The organism is uncultured Clostridium sp. (assembly GCF_900547735.1).
Classification (GTDB): domain Bacteria; phylum Bacillota; class Clostridia; order Lachnospirales; family Lachnospiraceae; genus Otoolea.
This window is the reverse complement of the sequence record NZ_URHZ01000039.1, coordinates 14,963-35,911: the sequence shown is the minus strand read 5'-3', so window position 1 is coordinate 35,911 and position 20,949 is coordinate 14,963. Positions and strand designations below refer to the sequence as shown.

Genomic DNA, 20,949 nt, shown 5'->3' with positions numbered 1-20,949 from the left:
TATGATATTAAAAAGAGTCCGGTACACCGGACTCTCGCGCCGAGCGCGGCCGCATAGCGGCATATTACATCTTCGCGCGAGTGCGCATCCTGCCCGGAGGGCTGTTTAATATCATAGGAGCACTTTCCTATGATATTAAAAAGGGTCCGGTCCCGAGGACCGGACCCATGTTGAATCCTTATATGCTTGTTCGCTCTCTCCGTTCACAAAGGAGCGGGGATCCAATCACTGCAAATACGTTCTGCTGTCTCTCCGATTATGATAATTCCGCGAAGTATTTGATTGTACGAACCATCTGGCTTGTATAGGAGTTTTCGTTGTCATACCAGGAAACAACCTGCACCTGATATAAGTCTTCGCCGATAGGGGAAACCATGGTCTGTGTTGCATCGAATAAAGAACCATATCTTACGCCAACGATATCGGAGGAAACGATCTCATCCTCTGTGTAACCAAAGGACTCAGTGGAAGCTGCTTTCATAGCTGCATTGATTTCTTCTTTTGTAACACCGGCTTTTTTAACTACTGCTACAAGGATTGTTGTGGAACCTGTCGGTACCGGAACACGCTGTGCGGAACCGATTAATTTTCCTTGTAATTCAGGAATTACAAGGCCGATTGCTTTTGCAGCGCCTGTGGAGTTCGGAACGATATTAACAGCGCCTGCTCTTGCTCTTCTTAAATCGCCTTTTCTGTGCGGTCCGTCGAGGATCATCTGATCGCCTGTGTATGCATGGATTGTAGACATGATACCGGACTGAATCGGAGCATAGTCGTTTAATGCCTTAGCCATAGGAGCCAGACAGTTTGTTGTACAGGATGCTGCGGAGATAATGGTATCTTCTTTTGTCAGTATGTCGTGGTTTACGTTGAAAACGACTGTAGGAAGGTCATTTCCTGCCGGAGCGGAGATAACTACTTTCTTAGCGCCTGCATCGATATGAGCCTGTGCTTTTGCTTTTGATGTATAAAAACCGGTACATTCTAATACTACGTCTACACCGATCTCTCCCCAAGGAAGTTCAGCAGCGTTAGCTTTAGCGTAGATTGTGATCTTCTTGCCGTCTACAACGATGTAATCTTCGCCTGCTTCTACGGTATGTCCTTCGTATCTGCCCTGTGCAGAATCATACTTTAAAAGATGAGCTAACATTGTTGGATTTGTTAAGTCGTTGATTGCTACTACCTCGTAACCTTCAGCGCCAAACATCTGTCTGAATGCCAGACGGCCAATACGGCCAAAACCATTGATTGCAACTTTTACTGCCATGATTTCATTCCTCCTAAGAATATATTAAATTCATGATTGTTAAATAATAATCAACCTACCTTGTATTGTAACCAATTAATCCCAAAATAGCAAGGGTTTTTTTGAAATTTCATAAATATTATTCCCCCTCATTCGCATTTCATCCGCGGTATTTGCCTGCTTGTGCAAAATTTTGTAATTTTATTTCGCAGCGGACGCCGGAACGGAAGCCGCGGCCCAATTGCACGCATCGGAGCAAATAAACTACCAAAACATGAAACAACATGGTAAAATACCATCATAGTAGAATTGAAACAGACAAAAATATAAATTTCCGGAGAATAAAAATGAAGCAGATATTAATCATTCAGGGCGGCGGCCGCCCGCATGGTAACACCAGCCGGCTTGTGGACGCTTTTTCAAAAGGAGCCTCTGAGGCAGGCCATCAGGTGGAGATAGTTTCTCTGCTGAAAAATGAGGTAAAAGGATGTCTGGGCTGCAATGCCTGCAGGTTTGGAAAACCCTGTATTCAGAAGGACGCATTTAACAGTCTTAATCCCAAAATCAAATCCGCTGATTTGATTGTATTTGCATCCCCGCTTCTGTTCTGGACGTTTTCTTCCAAACTGAAAGCGTTTATTGAACGTTTTTACTGTCTTGCCGAGGAGGACGCCAATCCGCCGCTGGGCCGTTATGAGAAATATCCTGTGAAGGATGCCGCGCTTCTCATGACATCCGCGGACAATTTATTCTGGACCTATGAGCAGGCCGTTTCCTATTATAAATTCACCCTCATCAATTACATCGGTTTTCATGATAAGGGAATGATACTGGCCGGCGGCTGCGGTGATACAAACGGGAAACCGCAGATTGAAAAGACATGCCATCTTCAGGATGCCTATCAGTTCGGGAAACAGATCTATATAGAATAAACTCCGTGTTTCCACCCCGCATGCGGACTGTTTTTTCACGCCGTGATAAGAAATCTCATTATTTTACTTCACGTTTTTTTACCAGTATCAGCACTGTAAGGCCGCTTCATAAGCCATGCAGCGCCATTTGCAAAGGAGGTGCGCCGTGGATCAGACGGATTCCCGGAATGCGCTTGAAAAAGAGCTGTACCGCTCTTTCACACTGTTATCCGCATTCGTTATCGTATTTTCACTGGCAATTACCCTGTATTTTGATATTACGAGGCAGCGCCGGGATATGGACGCCATCATAAGCGGCACCGCTTCTTATATTGCCTCCATGCCGGAAGTAATTTCCATGCTTGAGGACGGGTATCCCAGCAATGCGGCCAAGGAGGATATCGACTCTCTCAGCGCCAATATACCCGATATCAGCGTCGTCGTCATCTATGACAACAATGGACTGCGTTTCTACCACACGGACCGCCTTAAGACGGGTGAAACCTTTGTGGACGGGGATGAAACCATGATCTTACAGGGGAGCGAACCCTATATCACAACGGGATACGGGACAAAAGGCGCCCAGAGGCGTGCTTTCCATGCCGTAAAAAGGACGGACGGAAAAATCATCGGTTTTGTCATGGCATCCGTCTTTACCGCACATATTTCGGCAAGGCACCGGAATATACTGCTTGTGCATATAGCGATTTTCTTCCTGATGATGCTTGTCAGCATTCCGCTGACCCACGCTTTTATCCGGTTTTTAAGAAAATCCCTGATGGGCTTTAACCCCCATGAGCTTCTCAACATGTACATACGGCAGGACGAGGTGATGAACGCCATTGAGGAAGGCCTGATCGCCACGGACACCGAGGGTAAGATCCTGTTTTCCAACATTGTCGCCAGAAATCTTTTTCACGACGGACCTGAGGAAGGGCCTCCGTTGATGGGAAAATATTTCCGCGAGCTTTACCCCGCCACAAATTTTGACTCGGTTGTAAGTACGGGCAAATCCGTCCACCGCCAGTCCTGTATGATCGGCGGCCGTTCGATCCTGATGAATGAAATTCCGATCCAGGGAAAAGGCAAAAAACCGATTCAAGGCATGCTCGTAATCATGGTGGATCGCACGGATATGCTCGCCATGTCCGATGAACTGTCCGGCACCAGGAGCATGCTTGACACTCTGCGGGCTTTTAACCATGAATTTTTAAATAAGCTCCATGTCATCCTGGGATATCTCCAGATCGGAGAAATCGAGCAGGCCATACAGTTTATCATCAACAGCAATCTGGTTTCCAGCCAGTCCATCCGTGAGACGGCCGACTGCATCCGCGTATCCAGAATCTGCGCGCTGATTATCGGGAAAATGATGCATGCCGCAGAGCTGGGTATCCGTCTTTCCCTGACTCACGACAGCAGCTGCATCGAAAGTGAGCTGATTCTCCCTCAGGACGCCTTTATCACCATCATCGGCAACCTGCTGGAAAACGCCATAGAGGAACTGAACAGCTGCCAAAACCGGGACAATGAGCTGAAAGAGATCACGCTAGGCATCTACTGCCGCCCTGACTGCAACATCATTACATGCGAGGACACCGGAGGCGGAATCAACCGGGAACTGCTGGAGCATATTTTCGAAAAAGGCATTTCTTCCAAGGGCGAGACCCGTGGAACCGGCCTCTATCTGCTTCGCCAGATTGCAGAAGAGTATAACGGCGATATCGCCATTGATACGGAAAAAGGCGAGGGTTCCTGTTTTACCCTTACCTTTACAAGAAAGGAGGACCTGTAATGTATCAGGTCATTATCATAGAAGACGATCCCATGGTGGCGTCCATCAACAAACAATATGTGGAGCTGACCCCTTCTTTCCGGGTGATTAATGTATTTAAAAGCGGAATCGAGGCACTTGAGTATCTGAAAGAAAACGATGCGGATTTGATTATCCTGGATTACTATACCCCGCTTATGAACGGCACCGAATTTATCGATCAGCTCCATGCTATGGGCAAAGCGCCCTCAATCATCATGGTAACCTCGGCCAGCGACACGGATATCGTCCTCCAGCTGCTCTCCCGGGGCGTAATCGACTATCTTGTCAAACCGTTTGAGTATACCCGTTTTAAAGTGGCCCTGGATAAATACAGCCAGATGAAGGAGTATTTAAGTCAGGCTAAAAGCAACATGGAGCAGGGTGAAATCGATAAGCTGCTGACCCGCCAGGAAAGCACCGGAACCGCTGCGGCTAACCTGGCAAAGGGGCTGAACGAAACGACACTCGGGCTGATACGCGCGTTTCTGAAAGAAAACAGGGATGACACGTATTCCAGTGAGCAGATTGCCGAACAGATTCATCTGTCACGGATTACAATCCGCAGGTATATGAATTACATGGTGGAAACAGGGGAGCTTATCAGCACAATTGATTATCAGACCGGGGGAAGACCGTCAATCCGGTACCGGTATGTAAAAGATTAGAATTCCAGAGGATACCGGCCGCCGCATACCGAGCCCGATGCGTTTGGTATCCCGGTTTCAGGGGGAAGAAAAATGAAGTTCAGAATCATTTCCGGAAATCCGATTTAAATAGAACGGCATAGGATTATAGCGCTGGTTTTATCAGCGCTTTTTGTTGAGTGGCAATGAAAAGTTCGCGAAGCGTGCTTTTCGTTGTTGTGTTTAAAATCGGAAAGGAAATGACTTTATGAAAAAAAATATTTGTCTTATGTATGTCATCGCACTTTTGCACGGCATGATCTTTTACGGTCCTATTGCGGCTCTTTACCGCCAGTCGCAGGGTGTTACCATTTTCCAAATCTCTCTTATCGAAAGTATTTCTCTGGTTTTATGTCTTCTATGCGAGATTCCATGGGGAATCCTTGCCGATAAAATTGGGTATAAGCGTACAATGGTATTCTGCTGTTTTCTCTATTTTTTATCAAAGATTGTGTTCTGGCGGGCAGATAGGTTTTTGTGGTTTCTGGCGGAACGCATTATGCTCAGTGTTGTCATTGCGGGACTCTCTGGTGTTGACGCCAGTATTCTTTATCTTTCATGTGAAGGAAAAAACAGCCAGAAGGTTTTTGGTGTTTATAACAGCCTGCAGACGGCCGGGTTATTGGGCGCCGCTGCCGTTTTTTCCGTTTTTGCAGGGAACAACTACAGACTGGCAGGATTCCTTACCGTTGTAAGCTATGGTCTTGCGGCGTTGGCCTCATTATGGCTGGTGGAAGTAAAAAAGGAAGAAACTCATGCGTTTTGTATGGACGGGTTCGGAAAAATATTGAGCCATACACTGAAAGACCGGCATCTGCTGCTCTTTCTGGCTGCTGCGGCTTTCCTGACGGAAACTCACCAGACAATCACGGTATTTCTTATTCAGCTTCAATATATGAAGTGCGGACTGTCTGTGCAGCAAATCGGATATGTCTATATTGCAGTTACGCTGACAGGGCTGGTCGGCGCCGCTTCATCGTGTTTTTCCCGGCGTTTTGGGACAAAACATGCCGGAATTCTACTCTATTCCATGGCAGTGCTCTCCTGTTCGGCGCTGGCTTTTACAGAAAAGGCATGGTTTTCCATTGGATGTGTTTTGATTCTGCGTATCTCAAACAGTCTGTTTCAGCCTTTCCAGATGGAACTCCAAAACAGGCAGGTTCATACAGAAAACCGTGCTACGGCCCTGAGCATTAACGCTATGATTACCGACACAGCCGGTGCGGGCACGAATCTTGTATTTGGAACCTTAGCCGATTCCAGCCTGAGCGGCGCCTTCCTTTTTGGGGCTTTCCTATGTATGGCCGGGTTAATGATGTTTATTGCCTGGTATCGAAATTGGAACATGAAATAATTTTTTTATTGCCCGGGCGCTGATTCCGTGGTAATTCCAGTTTTTCCCTAATGGTTTTCCAGTTATTATGTGTTAATATAGTTTTGTAACAAATATGCAATAATTACGTAACAACTAAGGAGGAAAACCATGAGACGAATATTAGTTAACACTTTATCTGCTGCTGCGGTTATGTTTGCAACGGCTGCAATGCCAATGACATCCCTGGCTGCGGTATCTACCTATCAGATTCCTTTTTCAGGCGGAAGCGCTTATGTAATTGGAATAGGAGGAAAGGATTGCCTTCCGGGCAGCGGAAATTGGGGACAGAACGGTAACTGGAACCAGGGCGGAAACTGGAATCAGAATGGTAACTGGGGTACAAGGCCGGTTCTGCCGGAAATAACTCCTCCTGATTTTATTTTCCCGACGCCGGAGCTGCCGGGACCGGAACTGCCGGACCAGCCTGGTGACATGCTCCCGGACCAGCCCGGAGATATGATTCCGGATCAGCCCGGGGATATGCTCCCGGATCAGCCCGGAGATATGATTCCGGATCAGCCTGAAAATCCAGGTGTGACACCGGAGGTTCCGGACGATGAGACTCCCGATAAACCGGAACAGGAAGAAGGACAGGATGCATACGGCAATGCAGTTGTCGCCCTGGTAAATGCAGAGCGTGCAAAAGCCGGTTTAAGTCCTCTGACTGTCGATACACGCGTGGCGGAAGCAGCCCAGCTCCGCGCCCAGGAAATCAAAAAAACATTTTCCCATACCAGACCGGACGGCAGCAGTTTCAGCACCGCTCTGAGCCAGGCCGGAGTCAGCTACAGAGGAACCGGCGAAAACATCGCCTATGGCCAGAATTCACCGGAGGCAGTAATGCAGGGCTGGATGAACAGTTCAGGACACAGAGCAAATATCCTTAATAAAGACTACACCTCTATCGGCGTAGGACATTACAAAGACGCCAGCGGAACAGATTACTGGACACAGCTTTTTATTTATTAAGACAGGAACCCGATAAAAAAAGCGGCCCCGTTCACCGCTCCACTCCACAGTCGATCTCAGTCTGCAAGAACGTGCCTTAAAAGCATGTCCTTCAAACAGAAGACAGACTTAGTTTCTATAATTTTTTAATTCAAATTGTGTATAAAAATGCAGGACACCAGATAACTCAAGCTATCTGGTGTCCTTATTACGAATAATTAAACCGCCGTTTAAATCAAGATCGATTTCTTTAATGTCCTTCCAGGGATCATTATAGGTATCGTCATACAATTCCTCCGAATTTGATTTTCTTCTCCATTCAGAATTTTGTGAAACTGAGATTTAACGCTTTCCAACCATCCGGTTATCCTCCCTGGTTTTTCTTATTGCATAGTAACCGCAGGGCATATCTGCTAACATACCAACTGAGTTATCCATATCAAATACATATTTTAGAGAAACCAGCCTTGCCTCTTCTATTTCGTGTTCCTTTCCACATAAAAACTGCCACATACCACTTCAAATTATTCGGCGCAACAGACTTGAATTGTTTACTTCAAATCTATCTTCTCTCAATCAGTCCTAAGGTATTTTGGATCTACTCCATTATCTAACAGTATTTTTGAAATTTCATCAAATAACTGTAAAACAGCGCCTCCTTTATATGGCGGAATTCCAATGATTCCAACATCAACATTTCCTCTAAATGCCCAAATATTATATGCGGTAATTGCGTTTGCAAAATTTTCGTCCAGTGTAAATTCAAATGTGTTGATAACCCCATCAAGCACCGTTGGAAACTCAATTTCTTTATATTGAAAAATGTCTATGTGACTATGCATTGCATTCTTTATTGCATTAATATCTTTCTGACTGATTGTAGTAAAGAAAGAATCAACCTTGGTATTGCCCTCATGGGTCAGGCTGCGTGGTCTGTCAAAATATAAGCATCTTATATTTTTATCTTCAATCCCGTCTAGTACCTCAACTTGCGAGATAATATCTTTCCATGCGTCAGCAAGGGTATATCTGAAAATGCGTCTTTCTTCTCTTTTAACTTTTGTTTTATCTGAACTTTCTGTCATCATTTTCCACCCTTTCAAAATAGTTCTTTCATTAAGCCCAATGAACGCAAACTTCCTTGACTTCAGCTTGAAAAATCCTAATTGTTGTATAGTCCATCTTCTTGGCCTGACGGTAAAGAAGTTTCCCTTGCTCTGCCCGGTCAATTCTTGTTTATTCTATTATACAATACTGCAGGCCGGAAGTATAGAAATGCATATTTATATTTGAGAAACAAGCACACTTAACGTTACTGTTCACTCACGATATATTCCGCGAGGTGTTTTCACGTGTCTTTCGTGAAAGTCCCGAGTTCTGCGTCGAGAAATGGCGTTCTTGCCATTTCTGTGCATCGCGAAGCGTGTTATTGTTTACAGCGCAATGCGGTGTGAACAGGAACCACTTAACGGCTGCAGACCGGGCACCTGGATGGCGGAAACCTTCGCGTCTTCAGTCCCGGGCCATAACCTTCCCGGATTCCCACCCGCGACAACCTCCCCCCGGGACTGAAGACTCACAACCTCCCTCTCACCACCCCAATCTCCCACTGCCTGTCCGAATTTCTCATCAATTCCCCCTTATTCACTTACTATAGTTACTAAACTCTTTACTTAATTACATAAATTGACTTCGATTAATGAATCTTTTACACTAAATTTATAAAAAAAATATAAACTTTATTAAAAGAAATGGAGGGTATTGTTTCTATGGAAACTATTATGGGCTATTTCGGCACTTACACACCGGCAGCAGATGGGGCTGTTGCAAATTTCAAGTTCGAGTATCTCACCACACTGGGCTTCGCCGCCATTGTAATCTTTCTTGGCCGTGCGATTGTAAACCACTCAAAATTACTGCGTAAATACGCAATTCCGGCACCGGTTGTGTCCGGTATCATTTTCTCAATTGTTGTCGCCATCATCAAAGGCTCCGGCATCATCGGCCTTTCCTTCGATGCAGCCATTATGAAAGACTTATGTCAGAACCTGTTCTTCCTCTGCGTAGGTTTCGGCTTCAGCTTAAAGATGCTCCGCCATGCAGGCGGCAAGCTCTGTGCCATGATTGCCATCGCAGCCTGTGTCCTGATTACTCTTCAGGATCTTCTGGGCGTATTCGTAGGCAACATGATTGGCCTCCATCCGCTTCTGGCTCTGCAGTGTTCTTCTTCCGCAATGTCGGGCGGCGTTGGTACGGCTTCCGCATTTGGTCCTATCTTTGAAAGCTGGGGCGCAGCGGATGCCACCACAATCGGTGTTGCTGCCGGTACCATGGGTAATATCATGGGTTCCCTGATTGGCGGCCCTGTAGCTGCATTCCTGATTTCCCGTCACGGTCTTAAATCCGACCCGAACGACAAACCGGAATCAGCAAAAACCGGCACTGTTGCAACACTTGACAACAGCAGAATGATTTCCATGTTTGCCATGACACTGCTTATCGCTGCTCTCGGTATGCCGATTTACTGCATCCTTGACAACATCCCAATGATTGAAATGCCTAAATTCATCGGCTGTCTGTTCGCAGGCGCAATCGCACGTAATGTTATGGAAACATGCAATATCAAATTCTATGTTCCTGAAGTCGACGCCATTGAGCATATGTTCCTGGAACTTTATCTGGCCCTGGTGCTCATGACAACCGATATCACGAAACTGGCTCCGGTAGCCGGCCAGATGGGTATCATCCTTCTTTGCCAGGCAGTTTTAATGGCAGTATTTGCAATCTTCGTATCTTACAACATGTTCGGCCGCGACTACGGCGCTGCTGTAATGGCTGCAGGTAACTGCGGATGGGGATGCGGTTCCGGCCCTAACGCCGTTGCAAATGAGAAAGCTGTTATGGATGAGTATGGATGGCATAATATAGCATGGGTTCTTTACCCTTCCTTCGCCGTTATCATCGACGATATTTACAATCCAATCTTCCTTTCCGTATTTGGAAGCTTTGTAAAATAAAAGCACGTTCATCGCTAACTTAATATAGTAATTTTACATAGACAGTCCGGCCCCCCAAAACAGCCGGGCTGTTTATCGTTGAGTGGCAATGAAAAGTGCGCGAAGCGTGCTTTTCGTTGTTTCATTGGACGAATTCCCCCACCTGTGTTATAGTATAGACGGATGTAAAGATTTCGCTTATTTTTTTCTTCATCTTCTGCATCAGACAACCGTGTTGAACCATAAAATACAAACAGGTGATATATAAATGAAAAATTTATTTTCAAAATTTTTAGTCTTTACCGCCCTTCTGGGTTTTTCCGCCGCTTTATGTAGTTGTTCCTCCGCCAGCTCCGACATTTCCCCGTTCACCGCCGATTCTGAAACATCTCAGGAGGTGAAAAGCGGACTTCAGGTTTTGACGATTGGAACAGCGGACAGCGGCGGTACCATGTTCCCGGTCGGAAACGCCATTGCCCAGGTGATCAGTGAGCATGATTCCAATATCAAGATTAATATCAGCGCCTCCAACGGTTCCTTTACCAATGTGGAATGGATTGAGGACGGTCAGATTGATATGGGGCTTGTGAGCGGGGATGTTGCGCTGGCCGCATATACCGGAACACATGAATTTGAGAACAGGCCTGTTGAAAGCCTCCGCACTATTGGAGCCATTTATGTCAGTGTTTCCAACTGGATGGCGCCGGAATCGGCAGGACTTATTTACGTCCACGATCTGGCAGGCAAGAGCGCGGCGATTGGTCCCCAGGGGTCCACAACGGATCTCTCGGCTCGCATTGCTATTGACGCGGCAGGCCTGACTTCCAAAAATACCACGCTTGTCAACTCCGGACTTGGCTCCGGCTCCGTTGCCGTAGAGGACGGAGGACTCGATGCGGTACACGGTTTCGCGGGGATTCCCATCACCGGTCTGACCGAACTTGCAGATACCATCCCCTGCCGTCTACTGAAGTACACGCCCGAAGAACTGAAGACGATTCTATCAAAGAATTCCTTCTATTATAAAATGGTGATCCCGGCCGGAACGTATCCGGGCCAGGACGAAGACGTTGAATCTTTCGGTATTAAATGCCTCCTTTGCGTCGATGAGAGAATGGATGATGATCTCGTCTACCAGATTACAAAAATTCTGGATGAATCTATCCCACAGCTGGCCGCCAGCCACGATTCCCTTGCCTCACTGACGCAGAAAGGGTTTATCTGCAACGATCTGGCAATACCGCTGCATAAGGGTTCTGAACGGTACTATATGGAAAAGAACTATCTGGAAGAAGAATAACTTTTATTACATAACGATAGCACACTCCTTGAGCAGTTTGCGTCTTAAACAACAAAAATTACGCTTCACGAACTTTTCATTGCCGCTCAATAATAGGAAACGGCCGGTGGTAAATACTTTTGTATTTCCACCGGCCGTTTCCTGTTATAAGGTTTCTTATTTATAAAATCTTCTATTATAAAATTCCTTTATTATAATTTTTTTATTATAAAATTTCTTTATTGTAAAGCTCCTGCACTCATCTTCCCATATAAATCTTCTTACATCTCATCTTTCACATATCCCGCCAGATTATAAGCATGGTCTGATATTCTCTCCAGATTACTGATAATATCCAGGAAAACGACACCGGAGGACGGATCGCACTGGCCGCTTGAAAGACGTTCAATATGTTTATCCCTCAATTCTTCTTCCAGCATATCCACATCATCCTCATACTGGCTCACCTTCCTCACATCGTCCATATCGCCCGTTTGTCTGGCCGCAATGGCGTGGGTGAAGGATTTTACCACCTTCTCGCTGATCGCGCTCAAATCCGCGCTTCCCGTCTCTGAGAAGGCCACCTTATGTTCTTCCATGTAATCGGCCTGCTCCGCCAGGTTCTCACAGTGGTCGCCAACTCTTTCAATATCGCTGATGCTGTAAAAGAGGTTGTTGACCAGGAGCTTCTGGTGTTCGGTCAGGGACAGGTTGTTGACTTTGATAAGATATCCCGTCAGAAGCTCTTCCATCCTGTCGATATCCTTCTCATTCCTGTAAACTTCTTTTGTCTTCTCCTTATCCCTGTTCAAAATGGCGCTTGTGGCAAGACGGATATTATTGAGGGCTATCTGCCCCATATGTACGGTCTCCATCTGAGCCACCTCAATGGCAAAGACAGGCGATTCGAAAATACGTTGATCCAGATGGCGGAACGCCGTCTCGATCTCGCGGCTGTCTTCCTTGCTCTCCTCTTCCGGCTCCCCGTCCTTTACAAGCAGTCCCGAAATCTTCACGAGCTGGTTGGCAAACGGATATAAAAGAAGGGTATTCGTCACATTGAAAATAGTATGGAACATCGAAATCTGGACGGAACTAATCCCCGAACCGGCCATCATCGGCCGAAGCAGGGACAGCGCATACATTCCGATACCGAAAATAACGGCTCCCAGCGTATTAAACGTCAGATGGATGGCCGCAGCCCTCTTGGCCGTCCTGTTGGCTCCGGCACTGGAAAGCATGGCCGTAAGACACGTTCCGATATTCTGTCCGAGGGTGATATAAATGGCCGCCCCCGTCGTCACGACGCCGTTCATCGCCAGTGTCTGAAGAATTCCGACGGAAGCCGTGGAGCTTTGCAGAAGCGCGGTCACCAGGGCTCCTGTTAAAATGCCGAGAATCGGGTTCCGTCCCATAACGGCAAATGCCTTTGCAAAGATCGGGGCATCCGTATAGGGGTTGATCGCACCGCTCATAAATTCGAGGCCCACAAAGAGAAGGCCGACGCCTATTACGATCTCACCGATCAGGTTATTCCTCTGCTTTTTGGAAAATACGATCAGGAACGTACCGATGCCGATGCACAGCGGCGCGAAAAAGGCCGGCTGAAGTACGGTAAACGCGTCTCCTAACTGATTTAAAGATACCATCCAGGCCGTGATTGTCGTACCGATATTGGCACCCATGATAACACCCACCGCCTGTGTCAGATTCAGAATTCCAGCATTGACGAAACCGACCACCATAACCGTCGTCGCCGCACTGCTGTGAAGAATTGCCGTTATTAATGCTCCCAGGACTACCCCCAAAAGCCTGTTATTTGTTACCATGCCGAGAAAGTGGTTCATCTTGCTTCCGGCCGTCTTCTGCATGCCGTCACCCATAATGCGCATACCATATAGGAACATGCCAAGGCCTCCGGCAAATGTAAACAGATTGCTTACGTCATTTATCGACATAAAAATTCTCCTCCTGTGTCCGCTTTTTTGGCAGGAGCACTGCCGGGTAAAAGCCGATCTTTTCTATCATATCACAGGGAAAATAGCTATTTCAAGCTTTTTGTAAAATATGTAAAATTTATGTAATTTACAGGTAAAACAGACTGAATTTTATTGCATTTTGTCACTTTTTGTTTTTGGCCGTCCATGCTCATTTTATCGTTATATGAATACACTTTTAATATAAACACTTATAAAACGAGGTATGGTATGTTACATGAAATGAATCTATCGCCGGACTCAGATATTTTTGAAATGAATGACTCTAATGTTTCCGGTATTGCCACCCCGGCTGATAACGGAAACTTTGACTCCGGACTTTCCGCTATGCAGGATAACCGCATGATTGATCCCGACTTTTCCGTAATGCCGGAGGACGATGTCATCGATCCTGATTTTTCCGTTATGCCTGATTACGACGTAATTGATCCTGATTTCTCCGTTATGCCTGATTACGACGTCATCGATCCCGATTTCTCCGTCAATCCGAACTGGTTCCCAATCGGCCCCGGTCCCGTCATCCCCTGCCCGAACTGCTTCCCGTTCCCGACACAGAACGTCAACGCCAGATTTATCAACGCTTCCCCGGAATTCTCCGGCCTCACGGTGGAAGTTGACAACCGGGTTATCCTGACCGGCATGGACTTTGCGGAAGTCAGCCGCTACAGAAGGTATTCCAGAGGATTCCACAGGGTAACGGTTATGGCTGCCAACGGATTTGTCTTCCTGCAGCAGAATGTTTTCATCGGCAATAATTCTACGATCGCAATTGTAAGCTCCAATAACAGAATGAACCTGACCACTATTACGGACGGCGGATGCAGCGCCAGCTTCAGCAACTCCTGCTTCCGTGTCTGCAACCTGGCTTATGCAAGCGGCGCCGTCAACGTAATACTGTCTAACGGATTAATGAGCTTTACCAACACCCGCCCAGGCACAGCCGGAAGCTTCAGCAGGCTCCGCCCGGGAAGTTATCCTGTCTCCGTGGCAAGATCCGCACGTCCGGCAGTAAACCTGCTCTCTACCTTCATCAACCTCAATCCAAACAGGGTATACACCTTATATGTCCTGAACTGGAACCCGTCTCCGGACACAATCCAAATCCTCCTTGTGGAAGATATGCGCTGAAAACGGCAAACCGTATCATTCCTTTAAGACAAAACAGAAGTAACCTAAATATAGTCTGCGGGGACCCCTCTCAGGGCGCCGCCGCAGACTATAACCGGTAATGCTTCTGTCTCATTTATCTTATTATTAAAATGTGCCTTCCTCGCGCCTTTTCAAAACCTTTCGTATCACAAGCAGATAGACGGCAACGCTCACCACCGTTCCTCCGAAATCGGAAATCATCTCCGTATAGAAGATGGAGGTTACTCCGAAAAGGATGGGAAGTCCGAACACTCCGCCCAGATACAGCACCTTTCGGAACATGGACAGGAAGATGGCCACGGAGGCGACTCCCATTCCTGTAAAGCCGTCGACCACCGTATACTGCAGAGCCAGAGGGATGATTCCCAGCGTATAGATTCGGATAGCCCACACGGTCAGGGAAATGTATTCTTCGTTCTGTGTAAAAATCCTGGCAAAATAATAGGGCAGAGTCTGTGAAACCACAAACATAACCGTTGTAAAAACAAGTGCCAGGCTTACAATGTATTTCTGCGCGCTTAACACCCTGTCGGAACGTCTTGCTCCGAAATTATATCCGAGGATCGGCTCCGTGCCGCCTGTGATGCCTCCGAGGGGCATCGTCACCATCAGCATAAAACTCTGGACAATTGTAGCGCAGGTTAAGAGTTTGTCTCCTTCCGCCCCACCGTAATGCTGCAGGGCCGCATTAAGGGCAATAATCAGCACATTGTCAAAAGCAATAATCAAAAACGGCGTCATTCCCAGCACGGTAATCTTTCTGATAATTCTCCATTCGTAGCCGCCAAAACCAATCCGAATCGGCACCTTCTTCCCAAACAGGAACAAAAGCACAAAAATACAGGATGCCATCTGCGACAGAACCGTTGCCAGGGCGGCTCCCGCAACCCCCATGTGAAGTCCAAAAATAAAAATAGGATCCAGGATAATATTGATAACGGCTCCCAGAGTCACCGATTTCATTCCCACTTTGGCAAATCCCTGACAAATGATAAACTGGTTCATTCCCACCGCCATCAGGGCAAAGATGGTTCCCATCAGGTAAATCGTTATGTATTCGTTGGCATAGGGAAAAATCGTTTCACTCGCGCCAAACCACATCAGCAGCCTGTTTTTCAAAAGCAGCGCCGCTGCCGTTGTGATGACCGAGATAACGGCCAGCATCAGAAAACTGTTGGCCAGTATCTTTTTTGCCTCTTTCTCATTGCCCTCGCCCATTCTGATACTCATAAGCGGCGAACCGCCGATTCCTACCAGGGAGGCAAACGCCGATATCATCGTCACGATCGGTCCGCAGATGCCCACTCCGGCGAGCGCAACCTCTCCAATCCCCGCAATATTTCCTATATACATTCTGTCCACCACGCTGTAAAGCACATTTACAAACTGGGCCAGCATGGACGGAATCGCAATTCTGATTACAAGTTTCTTTATGTCGTCTTTTCCAAGGTCATTTTCTATCTTCATACTTCTCTTAATTCTCCCTCATTGATTGGCAATAAAAACTCCGCAAAGTGTGCTTTCCAAATTCCGCACTCTATGGGCGCCACTCGTTTATACCGTGTTTTAGTGGGAAAGTCAAGAGGTTTTTATATGGGCACTTCGTATGATATAAAAAAGACCGGTACTGAAATTTTCAGTCCGGTTCTTTTTTACTCAGCTGCAGGCCCTGGTTGTCGTCAACCTGCTGCTGAAATGATTTTCTGTAGGGTACTGCCTTCGCGGAATCGTAACGGAGTGTAATGCATCAAGGAATTTCGAGTAACTTGATATTTGGTTTGTTCTTCATCCGTTTTGGTCTCCCGAACAGAAATGATTTTCATCCGTTCAATAAGTTAATGCACCACATGCGCATTTTATTGCACGTATACCAAAAAAAATTATTTTTTTTTGATATAGTCTATTTTAGTATGAAAATGGCGATCCGTCAAGTTTTAGCGCACTATCTTGAAGAGATTCCCGTCTTTTGCAAATCCTGGTATCTGATAAAGCACAAGAATGTCGGTAATTGCCTGACTCTTCGCAAAATCAGACGGTTTCATATTAAAATATCTGAGATCTATCATATGAACTTCCTCAAAATGATTGATGACAAAGGGAGCAAATGAGTGGGCATAGGAATCTTTTATAATCAAAAGCTTTTTTCCCTTTGCCTCCTCCCCTGCTTTTTCATTTACAATTTTTGTCCATCCGTGGTTTCCGTCCAGAAAAACGGAATACTGATCTTTTTTCTCCAGCGCCTTTTCATTATAAAGCGAATCATGCGCCTCCGGAAGTCCGTCATAGAATACTTTATATTTCACAGGGGCTGCCGGGAGGAACAGTGCAATCTCGTCCGGAACCAGATGAATGCCCAGTTTTGACTGGATGGTCCCCAGGAAACCAGAGGACACCACCGTTTCCACAAAATCTTCCGGCTCCCACGGTTTAAACCCGGCTGCCTGCCCGTACAGCCGGTAGGCATAATAGGCGCCGAGTGTCGTCCAGTGATGATCCGTTCTGTAATAAACCGGTTCGTCCGCTGCTTTTTTGAGTGTTCCTTCAACATCCAGGAGAATGTCATCCACTCCCGTCGTTTCCCTGATCTTTTCCCGGGCCAGCTTTGTCACCGCGGCCTGATCGGCGGGAGCCGCAAAGGGCGGAAGTTTCCCGGTCAGAACCTGGGATGCGGATGGAACCAGCATGATTTTCACATGCTCTTTCCCGGCCATGGCGGTAAACCCGGCCGCAGCAGCTGCCAGATAATCCAGATTCTGTGACAGCTGCTCCGTCATTAAATCCTCGGTATCCGTTTTTTCTATATAATAGTGATCTTTTCCAAAATAAACTCCGTTCACGTCTTCCCTTAGAATCAGCCGGTCCGCGTTGGTTTTAGCCGCCACAAAAGTTCCCCTGAACGGAAACTGGTCGGACAGCCATGTCTCATATTTTTTTCCAAAACTTCCGTCCATAAAAGATTCGGGCGTAAATGACGGTTTTCCCGCCAGATACCGGTTCTCCTCCTCCGAAAAGGTTTTTGCGGGCAGCGCCGCGCTCAGAACCGACAAACATGTGAGCGGAATTAAAAATGCCGCTGTTGTAATTACTTTTCTTTTCAAAACGCCTCACCGCCTCCCGTCTGTGTCCTCTTTACCGATGTTACTGATATTCTTTTTACTGTTCTGCTTTTTACTGTTCTGCTTTCCGCTGTTTCTAAAATCTGAAATACAGAAACGGGTTATATCCTGCGTTCACCAGGTAAGCCGTCGACAGCAGAAGCACGGTGCAGACAAAGAGCGGCTCCAGGATAAAAAGCGTTTTCTCCTGCACATGTTCCCTGCAGAAGGACGCGGGCAGGGAGGTGGCTCCGACTGCCGCAGCAGCCATCAGAAGCAGGTTTGTAAAAAAGAGATAAAAGGTCCTCGTATTGACCGCGCTTATTCCGGCCGCTCCAAAAAGCTGCCTGAAGTATAAAATCCCCTGCCCCATATCATCGAAGGCAAAGAGCACCCAGCCCATGTAGACGGCAAACATCGCGTAAAACCACCTGATAAAGGACGGGCATTTTTCCAGCAGGCTGTGCAGGAAAAATTTCTCCGCCAACAAAAGAACGGCAAAATAAAGCCCCCACAGCAGAAAGTTCCACCCGGCTCCATGCCAGATTCCCGTGAGCAGCCAGACAATCAGGATATTCCGAAACTGAAGCGCCCGGCCGCACCGGCTTCCGCCGAGCGGAAAATAGACGTACTCCTTAAACCAGGTTCCCAGCGAAATATGCCAGCGGCGCCAGAACTCCGTAATGCTCTTCGATTCATACGGATAGTGGAAATTCTCCGGAAAATGGAACCCGAACATCCGGCCCAGCCCCATGGCCATATCGGAGTAACCGGAAAAATCAAAGTAAATCTGCATTCCGAATGCAAAGACGCCAATCCACGCCATCAGGACGCTTCTCTCATCGGGAGCAATATGAATAATCTCATCCCAAATCTGCCCAAGCTGGTTTGCAAACAGTACTTTCTTCCCCAGTCCCGCGGCAAACAGGACAATGCCCTCCGGAAAGCAGGCAAGCGTCTCCTTCCTCTCCGTCAGTTCCTTGGCGATTGTGCTGTAGCGCACGATCGGGCCGGCAATTAACTGCGGAAACATCGCCACATAGGCGCCGAAGGCCACAATACTCGTCTGGACTCCGGCCTTTCCCCTGTATACGTCTATCGTGTAGGACATGGTCTGGAACGTGTAAAAAGAAATGCCGATGGGAAGCGCCAGGTTAAGAAGCGGTACTCCCGCCCCCGTCGCGGCGTTCCATGCGCCAATCAGAAAATCCGTATATTTGAAGATACAGAGAAGCGAAAGATTAATCAGTACCGAGGATGCTACGGCAAGCTTCGCGCCTCTAGTATTCCCCTCGCCTTTTAACCGGTAAACAAGTTTCCCGTGAATAAAGTCAACAACCGTGGAAAAAAGGAGGAGCAGAATATAAACCGGCTCCCCCCATCCATAAAAAATCAGGCTTGCTACAAACAGTATCCCGTTCCTGTACCTGCGGGGCGCTGCATAGTAGGCAAGCAGCGCCACAGGAAGGAAACGGAACAGAAACAAAAGACTTGAAAATACCATTTCCAGCTCTCCTTACATTTATTTTACTGTCTATGATTCAAAAAATCCGGCAATCGTGTCAACCGCGATACGGTTATTCTCCTTTGCAGACTCAAGCGCCGCTTCCTCGCCCTGCTCTTCCGCTTCCATTTCAGGTGAACCAAGCATAATGAAGAATACATAGTCGCCGTGTGTAACTACTTCAGACGCTTCGATCTTAGGCATATTCATCGGATACTGAAGCGCTCCGTCAAGCTGGCTCTTCCTGTAGTCCTCAAGCGCCTTTGCCACATCGGCTGCCTTTCCTTCTTTGGCTTTAACGCCGACAAACATCTCCACATGTGCGGAAATCATCGGGCCTTCCGCCACGTAGGAATCATACTGGTCCTTCGTGATGCCGAAAGTGCCTTCCATCATTGTCTCGTCAAACATCATACTGGGTACGTACTTTTCGCCGTATGCTTCTTTTACCGCCGCATAGACTTTGCCCAGAAGTTCATCTGAAATCTCTGCGTTTGCCTCTGTCCCGGTTTCTCCTGCCGTCTCATCATTCTCTTCGCTCTCCGCCGTAACAGTCTCCTGTGCAGTTTCCTGCGTTTCCTCTATCGTAGTTTCCGGTGCTGTTGCCTCCGTTTTCGGTGCACAGGCTGTAAGGCCTGCCGCCAGCGCCGCCGCTGCAAAAATCATCGTTCTTTTTTTCATAATAAGTCTCCCTTGTCTAGTTTTTTATGCTGCCGCCCACTCTATGTAGGATAACACGCCCTGAGGGCTATCCTGGCCGGACTACAGCATTTTTATGCATTCCGGGCCTGTTAATGGCCTCCGGGCTATTGCCGAATCGGAATTTCTATATTATAATGGACGCACATAGAAATATCAATTGAATTTTAGTTACGAATAGTTTACGATTTACAGGAGGACGATACCCATGGGATTTGAATATGTCAGCAAACTGCCGACACCGGATGAGATTAAGGAACAGTTTCCGCTGGCGCCCGAACTGGCCGCAGTCAAGGCTGTAAAGGACGCGGAGATCCGTGATGTTTTTACAGGGAAGAGCGATAAATTTCTAGTTATTATCGGTCCCTGCTCGGCCGACAGGGAGGATTCCGTATGTGATTACGTAAACCGCCTTGCCAAGGTACAGGATAAAGTAGGAGACAAACTGATACTGGTTCCCCGTATTTACACCAACAAGCCGAGAACCACCGGCGACGGTTACAAGGGTCTGCTCCATCAGCCGAACCCGGAGAAGAAACCGGATCTTTTTGAGGGCCTGCTGGCCATCAGGAAGCTTCATATGCGCGTTATCAGGGAAACGGGATTCTCAACGGCGGATGAGATGCTCTACCCGGAAAACCTTACTTATTTAAATGATGTAATGTCCTACATAGCCGTCGGCGCCCGTTCTGTTGAAAACCAGCAGCACCGCCTCGTATCCAGCGGCATCGACGTACCTGTCGGCATGAAGAACCCAACCAGCGGCGGACTGTCCGTCATGCTCAACGCGGTTCACGCCGCACAGCACGGCCATGAATTTATCTACCGAAGCTGGGAAGTCATGACACAGGGCAATCCTCTGACTCATACCATCCTCAGAGGCTCCGTCAACAAACACGGCCAGTGCCAGCCGAACTATCATTATGAGGACTTAAAACTGCTTCTTGAGCTTTACATGGAACGCGATTTACAGTACCCGGCCTGCATTGTGGATGCCAACCACTCCAACTCCAATAAGCTCTATCAGGAGCAGATCCGTATTGTAAAAGAGGTGCTCCACAGCCGCCGCCATTCGGATGATATCCGCAATTTCGTCAAAGGCGTCATGATTGAGAGCTACATCGAACCGGGCTGCCAGAAGGTCGGCGAGCACTGCTACGGCAAATCCATCACTGATCCATGTCTGGGCTGGGATGATTCCGAGCGTCTTCTTTATGAGATGGCCGACAGCCTGTAAGAGGCTAAACC

Annotated in this window: 16 protein-coding genes; 9 read left to right on the top strand and 7 right to left on the bottom strand. The window is 47.3% G+C overall.

All coding sequences use genetic code 11. From position 1 onward, the window contains the following. Positions 1–256: 256 nt before the first annotated feature. Complete coding sequence (gene gap / locus QZT18_RS13390) at positions 257–1,270, bottom strand: type I glyceraldehyde-3-phosphate dehydrogenase (protein ID WP_294148502.1); 1,014 nt, start codon at positions 1,268–1,270, stop codon at positions 257–259. A gap of 326 nt (positions 1,271–1,596) precedes the next feature. On the opposite strand from gap, the gene QZT18_RS13385 reads away from it, so the two are divergent. The 5 genes from QZT18_RS13385 to QZT18_RS13365 all read left to right on the top strand — a co-directional run bounded on the left by QZT18_RS13385 (position 1,597) and on the right by QZT18_RS13365 (position 7,003). After that, positions 1,597–2,181, top strand: a complete 585-nt coding sequence (locus tag QZT18_RS13385; RefSeq protein WP_294148501.1) for a flavodoxin family protein — start codon at positions 1,597–1,599, stop codon at positions 2,179–2,181. Between the two features lie 145 nt (positions 2,182–2,326). Continuing rightward, the gene (locus QZT18_RS13380) at positions 2,327–3,955 is read left to right on the top strand and encodes a sensor histidine kinase (RefSeq protein WP_294148500.1); all 1,629 of its coding nucleotides are present in this window, start codon (positions 2,327–2,329) and stop codon (positions 3,953–3,955) included. Then, the gene (locus QZT18_RS13375; protein ID WP_294148499.1) at positions 3,955–4,641 is read left to right on the top strand and encodes a response regulator; all 687 of its coding nucleotides are present in this window, start codon (positions 3,955–3,957) and stop codon (positions 4,639–4,641) included. Before QZT18_RS13380 ends, QZT18_RS13375 begins: the two co-directional genes overlap by 1 nt. A gap of 226 nt (positions 4,642–4,867) precedes the next feature. Continuing rightward, positions 4,868–6,013, top strand: coding sequence for an MFS transporter (locus tag QZT18_RS13370; protein ID WP_294148498.1), 1,146 nt, complete (start codon positions 4,868–4,870; stop codon positions 6,011–6,013). 129 nt (positions 6,014–6,142) lie between these two features. Beyond that, a complete protein-coding gene (locus QZT18_RS13365) occupies positions 6,143–7,003 on the top strand; it encodes a CAP domain-containing protein (protein ID WP_294148497.1) in 861 nt (286 codons plus the stop codon). A 551-nt stretch (positions 7,004–7,554) separates the two neighbouring features. On the opposite strand, the gene QZT18_RS13360 is transcribed toward QZT18_RS13365, so the two are convergent. Next, positions 7,555–8,211: a hypothetical protein gene (locus QZT18_RS13360; protein ID WP_294148496.1), complete on the bottom strand. Its 657-nt coding sequence runs from the start codon at positions 8,209–8,211 to the stop codon at positions 7,555–7,557. A gap of 540 nt (positions 8,212–8,751) precedes the next feature. Here QZT18_RS13360 and QZT18_RS13355 point away from each other — a divergent pair. Together QZT18_RS13355 and QZT18_RS13350 are read left to right on the top strand one after the other, a co-directional pair. Then, positions 8,752–9,999, top strand: a complete 1,248-nt coding sequence (locus QZT18_RS13355; protein WP_294148495.1) for a sodium/glutamate symporter — start codon at positions 8,752–8,754, stop codon at positions 9,997–9,999. Between the two features lie 247 nt (positions 10,000–10,246). Then, a complete protein-coding gene (locus QZT18_RS13350) occupies positions 10,247–11,278 on the top strand; it encodes a TAXI family TRAP transporter solute-binding subunit (protein ID WP_294148494.1) in 1,032 nt (343 codons plus the stop codon). A 260-nt stretch (positions 11,279–11,538) separates the two neighbouring features. Here the strand turns inward: QZT18_RS13350 and QZT18_RS13345 are convergent, their stop codons facing one another. Beyond that, on the bottom strand, positions 11,539–13,215 hold the full coding sequence (locus QZT18_RS13345) for a Na/Pi cotransporter family protein (RefSeq protein ID WP_294148493.1): 1,677 nt from the start codon (positions 13,213–13,215) through the stop codon (positions 11,539–11,541). A 249-nt stretch (positions 13,216–13,464) separates the two neighbouring features. On the opposite strand from QZT18_RS13345, the gene QZT18_RS13340 reads away from it, so the two are divergent. Continuing rightward, positions 13,465–14,382 carry a DUF4397 domain-containing protein gene (locus QZT18_RS13340; RefSeq protein ID WP_294148492.1) on the top strand — a complete coding sequence of 306 codons (918 nt, stop codon included), beginning with the start codon at positions 13,465–13,467 and terminating at the stop codon, positions 14,380–14,382. Positions 14,383–14,508: 126 nt separating this feature from the next. Here the strand turns inward: QZT18_RS13340 and QZT18_RS13335 are convergent, their stop codons facing one another. From QZT18_RS13335 to QZT18_RS13320, 4 genes are all read right to left on the bottom strand, one after another. Next, positions 14,509–15,870, bottom strand: a complete 1,362-nt coding sequence (locus QZT18_RS13335) for an MATE family efflux transporter (RefSeq protein WP_294148491.1) — start codon at positions 15,868–15,870, stop codon at positions 14,509–14,511. Between the two features lie 467 nt (positions 15,871–16,337). Next, positions 16,338–17,501 carry a DHHW family protein gene (locus tag QZT18_RS13330; RefSeq protein WP_294148490.1) on the bottom strand — a complete coding sequence of 388 codons (1,164 nt, stop codon included), beginning with the start codon at positions 17,499–17,501 and terminating at the stop codon, positions 16,338–16,340. A 94-nt stretch (positions 17,502–17,595) separates the two neighbouring features. After that, positions 17,596–19,002, bottom strand: coding sequence for an MBOAT family protein (locus QZT18_RS13325; protein ID WP_294148489.1), 1,407 nt, complete (start codon positions 19,000–19,002; stop codon positions 17,596–17,598). A 30-nt stretch (positions 19,003–19,032) separates the two neighbouring features. Next, positions 19,033–19,683: a DUF4358 domain-containing protein gene (locus tag QZT18_RS13320; RefSeq protein ID WP_294148488.1), complete on the bottom strand. Its 651-nt coding sequence runs from the start codon at positions 19,681–19,683 to the stop codon at positions 19,033–19,035. Positions 19,684–19,909: 226 nt separating this feature from the next. On the opposite strand from QZT18_RS13320, the gene QZT18_RS13315 reads away from it, so the two are divergent. Next, positions 19,910–20,938 carry a 3-deoxy-7-phosphoheptulonate synthase gene (locus QZT18_RS13315; RefSeq protein WP_294148487.1) on the top strand — a complete coding sequence of 343 codons (1,029 nt, stop codon included), beginning with the start codon at positions 19,910–19,912 and terminating at the stop codon, positions 20,936–20,938. Positions 20,939–20,949: the final 11 nt, after the last annotated feature.

Excerpts from the sequence above, each read along its gene's own strand:
- QZT18_RS13340 (WP_294148492.1), top strand. The coding sequence starts at position 13,465 with ATGTTACATGAAATGAATCTATCGCCGGACTCAGATATTTTTGAAATG.
- QZT18_RS13355 (WP_294148495.1), top strand. The coding sequence starts at position 8,752 with ATGGAAACTATTATGGGCTATTTCGGCACTTACACACCGGCAGCAGAT.
- QZT18_RS13365 (WP_294148497.1), top strand. The coding sequence starts at position 6,143 with ATGAGACGAATATTAGTTAACACTTTATCTGCTGCTGCGGTTATGTTT.
- QZT18_RS13385 (WP_294148501.1), top strand. The coding sequence starts at position 1,597 with ATGAAGCAGATATTAATCATTCAGGGCGGCGGCCGCCCGCATGGTAAC.
- QZT18_RS13370 (WP_294148498.1), top strand. The coding sequence starts at position 4,868 with ATGAAAAAAAATATTTGTCTTATGTATGTCATCGCACTTTTGCACGGC.
- gap (WP_294148502.1), bottom strand. The coding sequence starts at position 1,270 with ATGGCAGTAAAAGTTGCAATCAATGGTTTTGGCCGTATTGGCCGTCTG.
- QZT18_RS13325 (WP_294148489.1), bottom strand. The coding sequence starts at position 19,002 with ATGGTATTTTCAAGTCTTTTGTTTCTGTTCCGTTTCCTTCCTGTGGCG.
- QZT18_RS13320 (WP_294148488.1), bottom strand. The coding sequence starts at position 19,683 with ATGAAAAAAAGAACGATGATTTTTGCAGCGGCGGCGCTGGCGGCAGGC.
- QZT18_RS13345 (WP_294148493.1), bottom strand. The coding sequence starts at position 13,215 with ATGTCGATAAATGACGTAAGCAATCTGTTTACATTTGCCGGAGGCCTT.
- QZT18_RS13350 (WP_294148494.1), top strand. The coding sequence starts at position 10,247 with ATGAAAAATTTATTTTCAAAATTTTTAGTCTTTACCGCCCTTCTGGGT.
- QZT18_RS13375 (WP_294148499.1), top strand. The coding sequence starts at position 3,955 with ATGTATCAGGTCATTATCATAGAAGACGATCCCATGGTGGCGTCCATC.
- QZT18_RS13335 (WP_294148491.1), bottom strand. The coding sequence starts at position 15,870 with ATGAAGATAGAAAATGACCTTGGAAAAGACGACATAAAGAAACTTGTA.
- QZT18_RS13315 (WP_294148487.1), top strand. The coding sequence starts at position 19,910 with ATGGGATTTGAATATGTCAGCAAACTGCCGACACCGGATGAGATTAAG.